Raw genomic sequence first — 15,611 nt, forward strand, 5'->3', positions numbered from 1 at the left:
CCGGGCATCGGTGCGCGATGCATCCGCAGCCCGCCGGAAATCAGCGCGCCGGCCGCCGCGCACGCGCGGCATCCAGATCCTCGCACAGCGCGGCCGCGCCTTGCGCGATCCGCGGCGACGGCCGCGTCAGCAGATCGCCGTCGATCGCGAATAGGTTGTTGCGCGCCACGGCCGTCAGCGCGGGCCACGCGCGCCAGCGCGCGAGGCTCGGCAGCGGTTCGTTCGAACGGGTCGCGCCGGCGCTCGTCGTAACGATCGCTTCCGGATTCGCGGCGAGCACGGCCTCGTCGGTCACGGCGGGCGCCAGCGGCTTGAGCGACGCAAACACGTTGCGGCCGCCGCAGAGTTCGAACACTTCGTTGATCAGGTGCGTGCCGTTGAGCGTCGTCAGCGGGCGATCCCACACCTGGAAGAACATCGTGACGGGCGCGCGTGCCGCGTAGCGTGCGCGCAGGGTGGCGATGTCCCGCGTCAAGGCGCTCGCGGCGGCATCGGCGGTCGATTGCGTGCCGAGCAGCGTGCCGAGCCGGCGCAACGACGACGACACGTCGTCGAGATGTTTCGGTTCGCTGAAGAACAGCGGGATGTGCAGTGCGCGCAGTGCGTCGGTCTGCTGCTGCGCGTTGCCGTGCCGCCAGACGACGATCAGGTCGGGCTTCAGCGCGGCGATGCGTTCTAGGTCGAGCGCCTTGTTGTCGCCGACGCGCGGCACCGCTTGCGCGGCGGGCGGATAGTCGCTGTACGTGACGGTGCCGACGAGCTTCGCGCCGCCGCCGGCCGCGTAGACGAGTTCCGTCGCGTGCGGCGCGAGGCTGATCACGCGCTGCGCGGGCGCGGGCAGCGTGACCGTATTGCCGGCGTCGTCGCGGGCCGTGACGTCGGCGTGGACGAGCGGCGCGTGGGCGAGCGCGGCCAGCAGCGCGGCCGGCGCAAGCCGGCGGAACCGGCGGAACCGGCGGAACCGGCGGAACCGGCGCGGACTCATGCCGGGCCCCGCTGCAGCAGCGGCACGCAATGCGCGAGCGCGTCGCCGAGGCGCTGCCATTCGGCTTCGCTGCCCGGCAGGCCGACGCGCACGCTCGACGGGGTCGGGAAGTGCCGCGTCCAGATCCCGCGCGCCGCGAGCGCCGCATGCAGCGCCGCGGCGCGCGGGTCGTCGGTCCAGCTGAAGAGCGGCGTCGCGCGAACCGTGAAGCCGTGCGCGCGCAGCAACGCGGCCAGTCGTTCGCCGTCGGCCGCAAGCCGCTCGCGGGCGGCAGCTTGCCACGCGCGGTCGGCGAACGCCGCGGCGACCGCGTGGCGCGCGGGGCCGCCGACCGTCCACGCACCGAGCCTGTCGCGCAATGCGACGATTTGATCGGGGCACGCGAGCACGAAGCCCGCGCGGATCCCGGCGAGCCCGAAGAACTTGCCGACCGAGCGCAGCACGACGAGCCCAGGACGATCGACGTGCGGCGCCAGCGACGGCGTCGCGCCCGTATCGGCGAACGCTTCGTCGACGATCAGCGTGCCGCCGCGCGCGGCCAGTTGCGCATGCCAGCCGAGCAGGCGCCCGGTCGGCACGCATTCGGCGGTCGGATTGTTCGGGTTCCCGACGATGACGTGGCGCAGCGTCGCGGGCAGTGTATCCGCGCGGATGTCGAGCGTGACGACGCGATGGCCGTGGCGCGCGAACGCGGGCGCGTATTCGCCATACGCGAGCGCCGCGACGCCGGCCTCGCCGGCCGGCAGCAGCGCGGGCAACGCGCGGATCGCGGCTTGGCTGCCGGCGACCGGCAGCACGTGCGCGGCATCGGGTGCGTGGTAGTACTGCGCGGCGCAGGCCGCGAGGCCGTCGCCGTCGTCGGGCAGCCGGCGCCAGGCGTCGGCCGGCACGGGCGGCACGGGATAGCCGACCGGATTGATGCCGGTCGACAGGTCGAGCCAAGCGTCGTACGGAATGCCGTGGCGGCGGGCGGCCTCGTGCAGGTTGCCGCCGTGCGCGATGGATGAATCAGACATGATGGGTGGCCATGACGATTGCGCCGCTCGCGACCAGCAGCGCGAGCCACAGGGCGAGCGTGCGCGTGACGAGCGACAGCGCGGCGACGATGTGAAGGGCGGTTGCCGTGGCGCCGGTGCCGAGCGCCGGGCGGTCCTCGATCTCGCCGTGATAGACGGCCGGCCCGCCGAGCTGCACGTTCAGGCTGCCGGCGCCCGCGGCCATCACGGGGCCCGCGTTCGGGCTGTCCCAGTGGCGCGCCTGCGTGCGCCAGCAGCGCCACGCGGCGGCCGTGTCGCCGAGGAGCGCATAGCTCGCGGCGGTGAGGCGCGCGGGAATCCAGTTCAACGCGTCGTCGATGCGTGCGGCGGCCCAGCCGAAGGTCAGGAAGCGCGGCGTGCGGTAGCCCCACATTGCGTCGAGCGTGTTCGCGAGCCGGAACAGCAACGCGCCGGGGCCGCCCGCGACGACGAACCAGAGGAGCGCGCCGAAGATCGCGTCGTTGCCGTTCTCGAGCGCCGATTCGACGGCCGCGCGCGACAGCGCCCCTTCGTCAGCGTTGCTCGTGTCGCGCGACACGATGCGCGCGGTCAGCGTGCGCGCCGCGTCGAGGTCGCGCCGCAGCAGCGCGGCGGCGATCGGCGCGACGTGGTCGGCGAGGCTCTTCGCGCCGAGCGCGAACCACAGCAGCGCGACGTGCAGCGCAGCCGCGAACGGCCACGGCAGCACGGCGACGAGCCATGCCGCGACGGCCACCGGCGGCACGACCGCCGCGAGCCACGCGGCGACGCCGACCACGCGGCCGCGCCGCCCCGTGTTCAGCGCGGCTTCGATGCGCGCGGCGAAGCGGCCGAACGCGACAAGCGGATGCCAGCCGGCCGGCTCGCCGATCGCGCGGTCGACGAGCGCGGCCGCGACCGCGAGCATCGCGACGACGGGCAGCGACAGCATCAGCATGACGGGGCGCCCGCCTTGAGGTCGAGCGGCAGCCCGGCAACCAGCAGCGTGACGCGCGTCGCGAGCGTCGCCACGCGCTGGTTCAGGCGGCCGAGCTCGTCGACGTAGCGGCGCGTGACGGAGCCGAGCGGCACGACGCCGAGCCCGATCTCGTTGCTGACGACGATCACCTTCGCGCGCGCGCCGCGCAACGCGCGTTCGAGCCGCTCGACCTGCGCCGCGTACTGCGCATCGTCGAGCGGTTCGCCGTCGGCGGGGCACAGCAGGTTCGTGAGCCACAGCGTCAGGCAGTCGACGAGCAGGCAGGCGTGCGGATCGTCGAGCCGCGCGAGCGTGCCCGCGAGATCGACGGGCGCGTCGGCGAACCCCCATTCGGCGGGCCGGCGCGCGCGGTGATGCGCGATGCGCTGTTCGAACTCCGCATCGGCGGCGGTCGCGGTTGCGATGTAGGTGACGGGGCGGCCGCTGGCGGCGGCGAGCCGCTCGGCATGCGCGCTCTTGCCCGAGCGCGCGCCGCCGAGGACGAAGGTGAGGTCGTGCGGAATCATCGCGTGATTGTAACGGCGCGGGCGACCCGCCGCGGGCGATAATGCGGCCTTTGCTTCGCGACGACCTTTTACACGATGAATGCACCCGAGCCGCGGCCGCGCGGCACGCTGATGATCCAGGGCACGACATCCGACGCGGGCAAGAGCACGCTCGTCGCGGGCCTGTGTCGCCTCGCGCGCCGCGGCGGCGCGCGCGTGGCGCCGTTCAAGCCGCAGAACATGGCGCTCAACAGCGCGGTGACGGTCGACGGCGGCGAGATCGGCCGCGCGCAGGCGCTGCAGGCGCTGGCCGCCGGCGTCGCGCCGCATACGGATTTCAATCCGGTGCTGCTGAAGCCGACGAGCGACCGCGGCGCGCAGGTGATCATTCACGGCAAGGCGCGCATGAACCTCGACGCGCGGGCGTATCACGACTACAAGCCGGTCGCGTTCGATGCGGTACTCGAGTCGTATGCCCGCCTGCGTGCCGGTTACGACACGGTGATCGTCGAAGGCGCGGGCAGTCCGGCCGAGATCAACCTGCGCGACGGCGACATCGCGAACATGGGTTTTGCCGAGCGCGTCGACTGCCCGGTCGTGCTCGTCGCCGACATCGATCGCGGCGGCGTGTTCGCGCATCTGGTCGGCACGCTCGCCTGCCTGTCCGACAGCGAGCGCGCGCGCGTGCGCGGCTTCGTGATCAATCGCTTCCGCGGCGACCTCAAGCTGCTCGAACCGGGGCTCGACTGGCTGCGTGCGCGCACGGGCAAGCCGGTGTTCGGCGTGCTGCCATACCTGCACGGGCTGCTGCTCGACGCGGAGGACATGCTGCCCGGGCAAGCGCGCAGCGCCGCCGCACGCGGCGAAGCCGGCGTGTTGCGCGTCGTGGTGCCCGCGCTGCCGCGCATCAGCAACCACACCGACTTCGATCCGCTGCGCGCGCATCCGCAGGTCGAATTCACGTACTGGAAGAGCGGCCCCGTGCCCGACGCCGACCTGCTGATCCTGCCCGGTTCGAAGAGCGTGCAGCGCGATCTCGCGTGGCTGCGCGACGCGGGCTGGGACGCGCTGATCCGGCGCCATCTGCGCTACGGCGGCAAGGTGATCGGCATCTGCGGCGGCATGCAGATGCTCGGCCGCACGCTCGACGATCCGCTCGGCCTCGAAGGCGCGCCCGGCAGCGTGCCGGGGCTCGGGCTGATCGATTTCGACACGACGCTGCAACCCGACAAGACGCTGAAGAACGTGACGGGGCACCTCGCGCTGCCGGGCGCGGCGGCCGTGCACGGCTACGAGATCCACATGGGCGACACGCGCGGGCCGGCGCTCGCGACGCCCGCGCTGACGCTGGCCGCCGATGTCCCGGCGGAGGGCACGCGTCCCGACGGCGCGATGTCGGCCGACGGCCAGATCCTCGCGACATACGTGCACGGGTTGTTCGACGCGCCCGACGCCTGCGCGGCGCTGCTCGCATGGGCGGGGCTCGACGGCGCGGCCCGCATCGATTACCCGGCGCTGCGCGAGGCGTCGCTCGAGCGGCTGGCCGACACGTTCGCCGAGCACCTCGATCTCGACGCGCTGTACGCCGAGTTTCGTTGAGTCCGCGCCGGTCCGCCCTCGCTTTTTCCGCGCCATCGCGTACAACGAAGGAGGGCGGAGGTCCGCCCGAAGGAGGGTGACGATGAGGGCTCGATGGTGGTGGAGCGTACTGCTTGCGGCGCTGCTGGGCGTGTCGTCGGCGGCGCATGCGTGCGATTCGTATGCGCCGGGTGGCGGCCAGTCCGGCGGCGATGCCACGCCAGGCAAGAGCGGTTACTGAGCGGGACGCAGGGCATGATCGGTCATGCCCTTTTTTTTCGCGTCAATTCGTTCCAAAGGAGAATCAATTTAAGCCGGTTGGCGTGTTTATCGGTCGAATCGATTCGAATAGAGTGCGATCCATTCCCATCCACTCCCGAAGGACTTCGTCATGAACCCCAACCGCCTGAACGACTTCGCCGCGACGCTGTTGCGCGTCGCCCTCGGCGTGCTGTACCTCGCGCACGTCGCGCAGAAGGTGTTCGTCTTCACGCTGCCCGGCACCGCGCAGTTCTTTGCGTCGATCGGCCTGCCGGGCTGGCTCGCGTACCTCACCACGTTCGTCGAACTGGCGGGCGGCGTGGCGCTGCTCGCGGGGTTCCGCGTGCGCGTCGCCGCGCTGGTGCTGCTGCCGTTCATGCTCGGCGCGGTGGCCGCGCACCTGCCGAACGGCTGGAGCTTCGTGTCGCCGCACGGCGGCTGGGAATATCCGGCGTTCTGGGCCGTCACGCTGGCCGTGCAGGCGCTGCTGGGCGGCGGCGTGTTCGCGATCGGCGCGCGGGACACAGCCCTCCAGCGCGCGTGACGTGAAGGAAAGCGGACGAAAGGGGGGCGTGGTTCCTCGCCACCGGTTCCGGTGACCCCCCGTTTGCCGATATCATCGCTCCCTGTATCCGCAATCGAGCGGCGCCTGCCATGCGGCCGGCGCCGCGCGGCTTTTTCGGGGGAATTCATGACGGTCATCGTGGTGGCGAATCCGAAGGGCGGCGTGGGCAAGAGCACGCTGTCCACCAATCTAGCCGGCTATTTCGCGGCGCAGGGCGCATGGGTCGCGCTGGCCGACCTGGACCGGCAGCAGTCCGCGCATGCGTGGCTCGACCTGCGGCCGGCCGGCTTGCCGGCGATCGAGGCGTGGGAACTCGATCCGGAGGCGCCGTCGAAGCCGCCGCGCGGGCTCGAATACGCGGTGATCGACACGCCGGCCGGCCTGCACGGCACGCGGCTCAACGTCGCGCTGCAACTGGCCGACAAGGTGATCGTGCCGCTGCAGCCGTCGATGTTCGATATTCTCGCGACGCAGCAGTTTCTGGAGCGCCTCGCCGGCGAGAAGGCCGTGCGCAAGGGCAGCGTCGAGGTCGGGATCGTCGGGATGCGGGTCGATGCGCGCACGCGTTCGTCCGACCAGCTGCACCGGTTCGTCGAAGGGCTCGGCCTGCCGGTGCTCGGCTACGTGCGCGACACGCAGAACTACGTGCAGATCGCCGCGCACGGCCTGACGCTGTGGGACGTCGCGAAAAGTCGCGTCGAGAAGGATCTCGAGCAGTGGCGGCCGATCGTCGAATGGGCCGAGCGCCGCGCGCCGAAGGCCGAGAAGGCCGTGAAGGCTTCCTGAGCGCCCGGGCCGTCCCGGCCGGCGCGACACCCAATGAGAAAGGGCCGGATCCCGTGGCGTACGGTATCCGGCCCTTCGGCGGCAAACGGCAGCGCCGCAGCCGCGCGCCGCGGCCCGCGGGCGTGCCGCTCGGCTTACGTCCAGTTCTGCGTCGGCACGTGATCGCGATGGCCCTTGATCTTGTTGCCTTCGTCGATGAACACGAGCTTCGGCTTCCAGCCGGCCTGCAGTTCGGCTTCGTCGACCATCGCGAACGCCGCGATGATCACGAGGTCGCCCAACTGCGCGCGGCGCGCGGCCGAGCCGTTCAGCGAGATCATCCCGCTGCCGCGCTCGCCCTTGATCGCGTACGTCGAGAAGCGCTCGCCGTTGTTGATGTTCCAGATGTCGATCCGTTCGTTTTCGATGAGGCCCGCCGCTTCGAGCAGGTCTTCGTCGATCGCGCACGAACCTTCGTAGTGCAGTTCGCAGTGCGTGACCGCCGCACGGTGGATCTTCGATTTGAGCATGTGGCGCTGCATGGGGTCTCCGTGATGCGTCGTGAGAGGCGCGGGCGGGCCGGCCGTCAGATTTCCAGGTTGTCGATGAGGCGCGTCGCGCCGAGCTTCGCGGCCGCGAGCACGACGAGCGGCTCGCCGGCTTCGAGTTCGGCGGCGCTCGGTGCGATCAGGTTCGCGCGGCGGCGGATCGCGATGTAGTCGGGCGCCCAGCCGCGTTCGGCCAGGTGCGTGTGCGCGTGCTGCTCGAGCTTGCCGAGGTCGCGTTCGCCGCCGAGCACGCTATCGCGCACGCGCTGCAGCGTTTTCGCCAGTTCGGGCGCTTCCTTGCGCTCGTCGGCCGTCAGGTAGCGGTTGCGCGACGACAGCGCGAGGCCGTCCTCGTCGCGCACGGTCTCGGCCGCGACGATGTCGACCGGCAGCGCGAGCTGCTGGCACATCCGGCGCACGATCATCAGCTGCTGGTAATCCTTCTTGCCGAACACGGCGACGCGCGGCTGCACGCAGGACATCAGCTTCGTGACGACCGTGCACACGCCGGCGAAGAAGCCGGGACGGAACTCGCCCTCGAGAATCCCGCCGAGGTCGTCCGGCGGCAGCACGCGATACTCCTGCGGCTCAGGGTACATGTCGCGCTCGGTCGGCGCGAACAGCACGTACACGTTTTCCTGCTGCAGCTTCTCGATATCGTCCTGGAGCGTGCGCGGGTACTTGTCGAAATCCTCGTTCGGGCCGAATTGCAGCCGGTTGACGAAGATGCTCGCCACGACCGGGTCGCCGTGCTGGCGCGCGAGGCGCATCAGCGACAGGTGCCCTTCGTGCAGGTTGCCCATCGTGGGCACGAACGCCGTGCGGTTCTGGCCGCGCAACTGGTCGCGCAGTTCCTGGATCGAGCTGATGACTTTCATGATCGGGTAGCGGGTTCCTCGCGCAGGTGCGCGTGGGCGCCGCAGCAGCGGCGCCGGGGTCGAAGCGGACAACGCCGGCGCGCGGGCGGCGCATCGGGCGTCGGCGGATTGTAGAGGATTTGGCCGCGCGACGCATCGATAAAAGAACGATCGTTCACTTTATATCGGGACGTGCGGGACACCCGCCGGACGGCCTTCCGCCGCGGCGAAGCGGCGAGCGTCGGGACGAACCGGGAACGGGAAGCGGCGGGGGCGGTCCTTACGCGGGCAGGTATGCGAGACGCACGTAGATCGGCGCGAACGGCTCGGCCTGCGTGATCTCGAGCAGCGATTCGCGCGCGAGCTCGAGCATCGCGATGAAGTTCACGACGACGACCGGCACGCCGCGCGACGTGTCGAACAGGTCGGCGAACTCCATGAAGCGGGCGTTCTGCAGCCGGCGCAGGATCAGGCTCATGTGCTCGCGCACCGACAGCTCCTCGCGGGAGATCTTGTGGTGCTGGACGAGCTTCGCGCGCTTGAGCACGTCGGCCCACGCGGCGCGCAGGTCGTCCGAATTGACGTCGGGAAAGCGCGGCGTGACGCTTTGCTCGATGTACACCTCGGCGCGCAGGAAATCGCGGCCGAGCTGCGGCAACTGGTCGAGCCGCTGCGCGGCGAGCTTCATCTGCTCGTACTCGAGCAGCCGGCGCACGAGTTCGGCGCGCGGATCCTCGGCTTCCTCGCCGGTGTCGGCCTTCTTGACCGGCAGCAGCATCCGCGACTTGATTTCGATCAGCATCGCGGCCATCAGCAGGTACTCGGCCGCGAGCTCGAGGTTCGACGTGCGGATCTGGTCGACGTAGCCCAGATACTGCGCGGTGACCTGCGCCATCGGGATGTCGAGCACGTTGAAGTTCTGCTTGCGGATCAGGTACAGCAGCAGGTCGAGCGGGCCTTCGAACGTCTCGAGGAACACCTCGAGCGCATCGGGCGGGATGTAGAGATCCTGCGGCAGCTTGAAGAGCGGCTCGCCGTACAGGCGAGCGAACGCCGCGACACCGTCGACCGTGTCGGGCGTCGAATCGGCGCCCGCGGGCGCGGCGATCGCGTCGTCCTGCCGGGCGGCGCTGGCCTCGTCGGCGGCGCTCACGTCGTCAGAAGTTCTGGTAGTAGACGTACGGCGTCTGCTTCACGCGCGATTCCTGCTGCTCGGCGCGCTCCTCGAGATCGATCGGCTGCTTGTCCCACAACAGGGAACGGCCCTTGCGCTGCTCTTCCTCGAGCGTCGGCTTCTGCTGCTTGAGCTGGTTCAGGAACTGCGTGACGTCGGACTGGTACGGCATGGCTGGATCTTCCGTTTCGGGCGGCGCACGATGCGCCGGATTCACGATGGCGGGATTTTACCGCATCGCGGGGAACAGCCGGCGCCAATCGCGCGTCGAATCGGCGGGCCGGTGCCGACGGGGATCGTGCGGCGGCCGTGCCCGGGGCTGGCATTCTTTCACAATCGTTTGGCTGTGACGCCAGCGCCCTGTGGTCAAATACAGGGTTTTCCACGAAACCGTAACAAACCAGCACGGCGAGGTCATATTTGGCGGGGCAGTCGAACCATCGAGCACACACGGCGCATGATGCAGGCCCGCGCGCGGCGCGCGATCACGCCGGCGCCGCGGCCCGCGTCGCGCGGGCGGCCCTCGCGGGCTGCCTGGCCGCGTGCTTCGCGCTGCCGGCCCATGCGAAGTACGACGTCGACATCGACGCGCCGCGCTCGATCCGCAAGCTCCTGAAGACGCATCTCGACATTGCCCGCTTCGCGAAGCGCGACGACATCAGCGACGACCAGTTCGACTTCCTCGTGACCGCCACGCCGCAGCAGGTGCGCGACCTGGCCGCGACGGCCGGCTATTTCTCGCCGATCGTGCGCACCGACGTGCGCACCCGCGACGGCAAGCGCGACGTGCGCATCGCGGTCGATCCGGGCAAGCAGACCGTCGTGTCGACGGTCGACCTGACGTTCAAGGGCCCTGTCGAAACCGAGGATCCGAAGCAGGAAACCGCCACGCGCTTCGCGTTCTCGATGAAGCCTGGCGACCCGTTCACGCAGTCCGACTGGGACGACGCGAAGAGCGCGGCGCTCCGGCAACTGCAGTCGCGCCGCTATCTCGGCGCGAAGATCGCGTCGTCCGAGGCGCGCATCGATCCGCGCACGCAGCGCGCGACGCTCGCGGTCGCGTTCGACAGCGGCCCGACGTTTACGATCGGCAAGGTCGACGTCGACGGCGTGCGCCGTTATCCGGAAAGGATCGTCACGAACGTCAATCCGCTGTCGGAAGGCGAGATCTACGACGTGCGGCGGATCGCCGAATTGCAGCGGCAACTGCAGAACACGCCGTACTACGCGAGCGTCGCGATCGACGTCGGCGACGATACGTCGAAGCCCGAGCGCACGCCCGTGCACGTGAAGGTCAGCGAATTCCCGTACAACAACATTCGCGGCGGCGTTGGCTTCGCGACCGATACCGGGCCGCACGTGCAAGGTTCCTATACGTATCTCGATACGTTCGGCGCCGCGTGGCCGCTGACCGTGTCGGGCCGGGTCGACCAGATCCAGCAGTACGGGCAGGTGCAGCTGTCGATGCCGCCGGGCGAGAAGGGCTGGACCAACAGCGTGCTCGCGTCGTACACGAACACCAACGTGTCGGATACGCGCATCTACAGCGCGCGGGTCGGCGTGCAGCGCACGCGCACCGGCCAGTTCATCGACTATGCGTATTCGCTGATGTACTACCAGGACCGGCTCGACCAGAACGGCGCGGGGCCGACCACGAGCCGCGCGCTGGTGCCGCAGTGGGCGTGGACCCGCCGCAACGTCGACGATCCGCTGTTCCCGCGCTCGGGCAACCTGATTCACGCGGAGGCCGGCTTCGCGGTCAAGCACGTGCTGGCCGACGAAACCTTCATTCGCGGCTACGCGCGCGGGCAGCAGTATCTGCCGATCGGCAAGCGCGACCTGTTCGTGTTCCGCGCGGAGCTCGGCGGCGTGTTTACGAGCGGCAGCTCGTCCGGCGTGCCGGCGTCGCTGCTGTTCCGCGCGGGCGGCTCGAATTCGGTGCGCGGCTACGGTTACCAGAGCATCGGTAACAGCGTCGCCGGCTCCGTTTTGCCGACCAAGTACCTGATGACGGGGACGGCCGAATACCAGCACTGGTTCAACCGCGACTGGGGCGCCGCGACGTTCTTCGACATCGGCACCGCGACCGATGCGTGGGGCGAGCGCGTGTTTTATCCGGGCGTGGGCGTCGGTGCGCGCTGGCGCAGCCCGGTCGGCCCGATCAACGTCGACGTCGCGTACGGCTTGCGCAACCATAGCGTGCGCCCGTACCTGACACTCGGCATCGCTTTCTGAACCTGTCGCCCTGTTCACGACGACCCGCACGACGAACCGCATGACGAAGGACCCGAACGACACGCCGCCGCCTCACGATCCGGATTCGCCGGACGGCGCGCCCGATACGCCGCCGCGGCCGCCGCGCGCGCCGCGGCGCGGCCGCGCGTGGCGTGTTTTCGCGTGGACGCTCGTGTCGCTCGTGCTGCTCGTCGTGCTGGCGGCGGGGCTCGTGGTGGGGGCGGTGACGACGGAGCGCGGCACGCGGCTCGCGTGGCAGGCGGCCGGCAAGGTGCTCGGCACGCGGCTCGCGGGCACGCTCGACGGCGGCTCGCTCGCGACCGGCGTGCGCTTGCGCGGGTTCGCGTGGACGAGCCCCGACGGCACCGGCACCGAGGTTCGCATCGACCGGCTCGACGGCCGCTGGGCGCTGACGCGCGCGCCGTGGCGGCTGTCCATCGCGTATCTGCGCGCCGGCACGATCGACGTGCGGATCGCGCCGGGGCCGTCGACGCCGAGTACGACGCCGCAGAACCTGAGCCTGCCGCTGCAGGTGCGGATCGACGACCTGCGCGTCGATCGCCTCGCCATTCACGACGGCGGCTCGACGACGCAGCTCGACCATCTCGCGCTGAACGGCCGCAGCGACGGCCGTCATCATGAACTCGTGCTCGACGGCGTCGATACGCCGTACGGCGCGCTGACTGCGCGCGCGAAGCTCGACGGCGTGAAGCCGTTCGCGCTGACGGGCGAGGCGACCTACGCCGGCAAGCTGTCCGACGAACCGGTCGACGCGCGGGCCCGTGTGTCGGGCTCGCTCGAGGCGCTCGTCGCCGACGTCGACGCGAGCGGGATGAAGCTGAACGGGCGCGCGCACGTCGAGGCCGCGCCGTTCGGCCCGGTGCCGCTCACGCGTGCGTCGCTCGCGTTCGACCACGTGAACCCGCAGGCGCTGTCGCCCGGCGCGCCCGCGGCCGATCTCGCGGTGCGCGCGGCACTCGCGCCGGTGAGCGCGTCGGCGGGCTCCGCGCCCGCGAAGGGTTTCGCGGTGACGGGCCCGGTGTCGATCGTCAACGCGAAGCCGGGCACGCTCGGCGACCATCTGCTGCCGGTGATCGACGCGCACGCGACCGTGCATCTCGACGCGCACGCGCAGCGCATCGACGGCCTCGCGCTGAAGCTGATCCGCGACGGCAGCGTGACCGGCGGCGGTACGCTCGCGGGCGGCAAGGGCCGCTTCGACCTGAAGGTCGCGAACCTCGACCTGAACGCGTTCGTCGCCGAGCTGCGGCCGATGCGCCTCGGCGGCCCGCTTGGCGTGACGCTCGCGGGCGACGTGACGACCGTCGATTTCAACCTGAACGACCCGAAGCTCGCGCTCGGCGCGCGCGCCAAGGTCGCGCTGACGCGGCAGCAGACCGTGCTGACCGACACGCGCGTGACGGCCGGCAAGGGGCGCATCGACCTGACGGGCGTGTTCCGCCACGACGCGCATTCGACCTATGACGCGAAGGCGACGCTGACCGCGTTCGATCCGCTGCTGCTCGCCGCGGCGAGCGCGCCGAAGGCGGGCGGCGGCAAGGCGCCGGCGAAGGCCGCCAAGGCGCCGGCCAAGCGCGGCGAGACGCGCGTGTCGGGCACGCTGACCGCGTCGGGCGCGTTTGCGCCGCAAGTGTCGACGAAGGCCACCTTCAAGCTCGCCGACAGCCTGTACGACGGCGTGCCGCTGACGGGCGCCGGCGTCGTGCAGCTCGCCGGCTCGCGGATCCTGCCGAGCAACGCGAACCTGTCGATCGCCGGCAACCACGTCGACCTGCGCGGCAGCTTCGGCGCACCCGGCGACCGGCTGCGCTTCGTCGTCGACGCGCCGCAGCTCGACCGGCTCGGCTTCGGTGTCGAAGGGCTCGTGCAGGCGCAGGGCGACCTGACCGGCAGCTTCGCGCATCCGAACGTGACGGCCACCTACAAGGCCGAGCACGTCGTCGTCGGCTCGAACCGGATCGGCACCGCGCAGGGCCGCGCGGACATCCGCGACGGCGCGCACGGCGCCCTCGTGTTCACGGCCGACGCGGCCGACATCGCGCTCGGGTCGTTCCAGTTGAAGTCGTTGCGCGCGAACCTCGACGGCACGCGCGCGAAGCACACGCTCGACGCATCGGCGCTCGGGGCGGCCGGCGGCCGCGTGATCGACCTGACGCTCGCGGCGAACGGCGGTGTGGTCGAGACCCGCGACGGCATGCGCTGGGACGGCACCGTCACGCGGCTCGCGAATCGCGGCACGCCGGCGCTCGCGCTGCAGGCGCCGCTGACGATATCGGCCGGCGCCGGGCGCGTGACGCTCGGCGCGACGCGGCTGACGCTCGAAGGCGCGGCGATCGACCTGAAATCGTTCGTGTTCGATCGCGGCCAGATGCGCTCGGCGGGCGCCGTGACGGGCGCGTCGGTCGCGCGTTTCCTCGAGGTGCGCCAGGCGCTGACCGGCCAGCGGCCGCCGGTGCGGACCGACGTCGTGCTCGATGCCGACTGGGATTTCTCGCTCGGCGCGAACGCGACGGGCTACGTGCAGGTGAAGCGCCGCGGCGGCGACGTGACGATCGAGACCGGGCGCGGCATCGCGTCGCTCGGCCTGACCGACCTGTCCGCACGCGCGAGCTTCGCGCCCGGCAACCGGCTCAACGTGACGGCGCTCGCGAAGGCGAGCCGGATCGGCACGCTCGACGCGAACGTCGCGGTGCCGTTCGCGCTGCGCGACGGCGTGTTCGGCATCGTCGACGACGGCCCGCTGTCGGGCCGCATCGACGCCGACATCCCGGCGCTGAAGACGACCGGCAACCTGTTCGGGCCGAGCTACCTGCTCGGCGGGCGCGCGGCGCTGAAATTGACCGTCTCCGGCACGCCGGTGAAACCGAACCTGTCGGGGACGCTGACCGGCGACGAGCTGTCCGCGACGCTGATCGATCAGGGCGTGCAGTTGAAGGACGGCATCGTGCGCGTGAAGCTGTCGGACAACCTCGTCGAATTCCAGCAGGTCGAGTTCCACGGCGGCGACGGCACGCTGCGCGCGCTCGGCCGCGTGCGCCTCGACGGCGAGGCGCCGGACCTGACCGCGAGCATCGTCGCGGACAAGCTCGAACTGTTCGCGGCGCCCGACCGCAAGCTGTCGCTGTCGGGCAAGGCCACCGTCGCGAACGACGGGCCGCGCGGCGCGCTGTCGATCGACGGCAAGTTCATGGTCGATCGCGCGCTGTTCGACCTGCCCGAGCAATCGGCGCCGCACCTGTCCGACGACGTCGTGATCGTGCAGCCGGACGGCACGGTGCGTGGCGAGACGCCGACCGGCACCGCGGCCGCGAAGCCGAAGCCGGTCGAGAACAAGCCCGCGCCATCGCTGGCGCCGCGCGCGAACATCGACGTCGGCCTCGGCAACAACTTCCGCTTCAAGGGCCACGGCGCGGATCTCGGGCTGCGCGGCACGATCACCGTGATGAGCGCGCCGGGCGTGCCGCTGCGCGCGGTCGGCAACGTGCGCGTGACGGAAGGTTCGACGTACACGACGTTCGGCCGCAAGCTCGCGATCGAGAACGGTTTCTTCACGTTCAACGGCCCGGTGTCGAACCCGGGCGTCAACATCCTCGCGATGCGGCGCAACCAGGAGGTCGAGGCCGGCGTGCAGGTGGTCGGCACGATCCAGTCGCCGACGGTCAAGCTCGTGTCGGAGCCGAACGTCACCGACAACGAAAAGCTGTCGTGGCTGCTGTTCGGGCACGGTACCGACCAGGGCAACAACGTCGGCCAGCAGGGCGCGATGACGGCGGCGCTCGGGCTGCTCGGCAGCGTGACCGGCAAGCGTGTCGCACAGACTTTCGGTCTCGACGAGGTGTCGGTCGGCCGCAGCGAAGTCGGCCTGACCGATCCGCAGGTCGTGCTGGTGTCAAAGGCGATCAACGAGCGCTTCGTGCTCGGCTTCGAGCAGGGGCTGCAATCGGCGAGCAACGCGTTCAAGGCGACGATCAACCTGACGCGCTTCTGGTCGGTGTCGGCGTACGGCGGCACGTTCCAGGGTGTCGACCTGAACTACACGCGGCGCTTCGATCGGTGGTTCGGGCAGCGGTGAGGGCGGGCAAGGCGTACCGGGCGACGATAAAAAAGCCCCGCACGATTCGCATCGTGCGGGGCTTTTTTGC

Annotated in this window: 14 protein-coding genes; 6 read left to right on the top strand and 8 right to left on the bottom strand. The window is 70.7% G+C overall.

What is annotated here, in order from left to right; genetic code table 11:
• Positions 1–40: 40 nt before the first annotated feature.
• The 4 genes from KPB06_RS11800 to cobU are packed head-to-tail and all read right to left on the bottom strand — an operon-like array spanning position 41 to position 3,486.
• Positions 41–985 carry a cobalamin-binding protein gene (locus tag KPB06_RS11800; protein WP_059576720.1) on the bottom strand — a complete coding sequence of 315 codons (945 nt, stop codon included), beginning with the start codon at positions 983–985 and terminating at the stop codon, positions 41–43.
• Positions 982–2,001: a threonine-phosphate decarboxylase CobD gene (gene cobD / locus KPB06_RS11805; RefSeq protein ID WP_059576717.1), complete on the bottom strand. Its 1,020-nt coding sequence runs from the start codon at positions 1,999–2,001 to the stop codon at positions 982–984. Before cobD ends, KPB06_RS11800 begins: the two co-directional genes overlap by 4 nt.
• Positions 1,994–2,938: an adenosylcobinamide-phosphate synthase CbiB gene (cbiB, locus tag KPB06_RS11810; protein WP_059576714.1), complete on the bottom strand. Its 945-nt coding sequence runs from the start codon at positions 2,936–2,938 to the stop codon at positions 1,994–1,996. Before cbiB ends, cobD begins: the two co-directional genes overlap by 8 nt.
• The gene (gene cobU / locus KPB06_RS11815; RefSeq protein WP_059576711.1) at positions 2,932–3,486 is read right to left on the bottom strand and encodes a bifunctional adenosylcobinamide kinase/adenosylcobinamide-phosphate guanylyltransferase; all 555 of its coding nucleotides are present in this window, start codon (positions 3,484–3,486) and stop codon (positions 2,932–2,934) included. The genes cbiB and cobU overlap by 7 nt, the downstream gene beginning before the upstream one ends.
• Before the next feature lie 75 nt (positions 3,487–3,561).
• On the opposite strand from cobU, the gene KPB06_RS11820 reads away from it, so the two are divergent.
• The 4 genes from KPB06_RS11820 to KPB06_RS11835 all read left to right on the top strand — a co-directional run bounded on the left by KPB06_RS11820 (position 3,562) and on the right by KPB06_RS11835 (position 6,655).
• Positions 3,562–5,064 carry a cobyric acid synthase gene (locus KPB06_RS11820; protein WP_060010234.1) on the top strand — a complete coding sequence of 501 codons (1,503 nt, stop codon included), beginning with the start codon at positions 3,562–3,564 and terminating at the stop codon, positions 5,062–5,064.
• Between the two features lie 82 nt (positions 5,065–5,146).
• Positions 5,147–5,284: a hypothetical protein gene (locus KPB06_RS11825; protein ID WP_180278209.1), complete on the top strand. Its 138-nt coding sequence runs from the start codon at positions 5,147–5,149 to the stop codon at positions 5,282–5,284.
• A 150-nt stretch (positions 5,285–5,434) separates the two neighbouring features.
• Positions 5,435–5,848, top strand: coding sequence for a DoxX family protein (locus tag KPB06_RS11830; RefSeq protein ID WP_059576705.1), 414 nt, complete (start codon positions 5,435–5,437; stop codon positions 5,846–5,848).
• Positions 5,849–5,995: 147 nt separating this feature from the next.
• A complete protein-coding gene (locus KPB06_RS11835; protein WP_059576701.1) occupies positions 5,996–6,655 on the top strand; it encodes a ParA family protein in 660 nt (219 codons plus the stop codon).
• A gap of 134 nt (positions 6,656–6,789) precedes the next feature.
• Here the strand turns inward: KPB06_RS11835 and panD are convergent, their stop codons facing one another.
• From panD to KPB06_RS11855, 4 genes are all read right to left on the bottom strand, one after another.
• Entirely contained in the window at positions 6,790–7,176 is a 387-nt protein-coding gene (gene panD, locus KPB06_RS11840) for an aspartate 1-decarboxylase (RefSeq protein WP_006484038.1), read from the bottom strand.
• A gap of 44 nt (positions 7,177–7,220) precedes the next feature.
• Entirely contained in the window at positions 7,221–8,060 is an 840-nt protein-coding gene (gene panC, locus KPB06_RS11845) for a pantoate--beta-alanine ligase (protein ID WP_059576698.1), read from the bottom strand.
• A gap of 259 nt (positions 8,061–8,319) precedes the next feature.
• Positions 8,320–9,192 (bottom strand): segregation and condensation protein A, encoded by an 873-nt coding sequence (locus tag KPB06_RS11850; RefSeq protein ID WP_012329011.1) that lies wholly within the window; start codon positions 9,190–9,192, stop codon positions 8,320–8,322.
• A 4-nt stretch (positions 9,193–9,196) separates the two neighbouring features.
• Positions 9,197–9,385: a DUF3460 family protein gene (locus tag KPB06_RS11855; RefSeq protein ID WP_006484044.1), complete on the bottom strand. Its 189-nt coding sequence runs from the start codon at positions 9,383–9,385 to the stop codon at positions 9,197–9,199.
• A gap of 248 nt (positions 9,386–9,633) precedes the next feature.
• On the opposite strand from KPB06_RS11855, the gene KPB06_RS11860 reads away from it, so the two are divergent.
• Together KPB06_RS11860 and KPB06_RS11865 are read left to right on the top strand one after the other, a co-directional pair.
• On the top strand, positions 9,634–11,448 hold the full coding sequence (locus tag KPB06_RS11860) for an autotransporter assembly complex protein TamA (RefSeq protein ID WP_059576695.1): 1,815 nt from the start codon (positions 9,634–9,636) through the stop codon (positions 11,446–11,448).
• A 40-nt stretch (positions 11,449–11,488) separates the two neighbouring features.
• Positions 11,489–15,541 (top strand): translocation/assembly module TamB domain-containing protein, encoded by a 4,053-nt coding sequence (locus tag KPB06_RS11865; protein WP_060010235.1) that lies wholly within the window; start codon positions 11,489–11,491, stop codon positions 15,539–15,541.
• Positions 15,542–15,611: the final 70 nt, after the last annotated feature.

Origin of the sequence: Burkholderia semiarida, assembly GCF_029268935.1 — a bacterium.
Classification (GTDB): domain Bacteria; phylum Pseudomonadota; class Gammaproteobacteria; order Burkholderiales; family Burkholderiaceae; genus Burkholderia; species Burkholderia semiarida.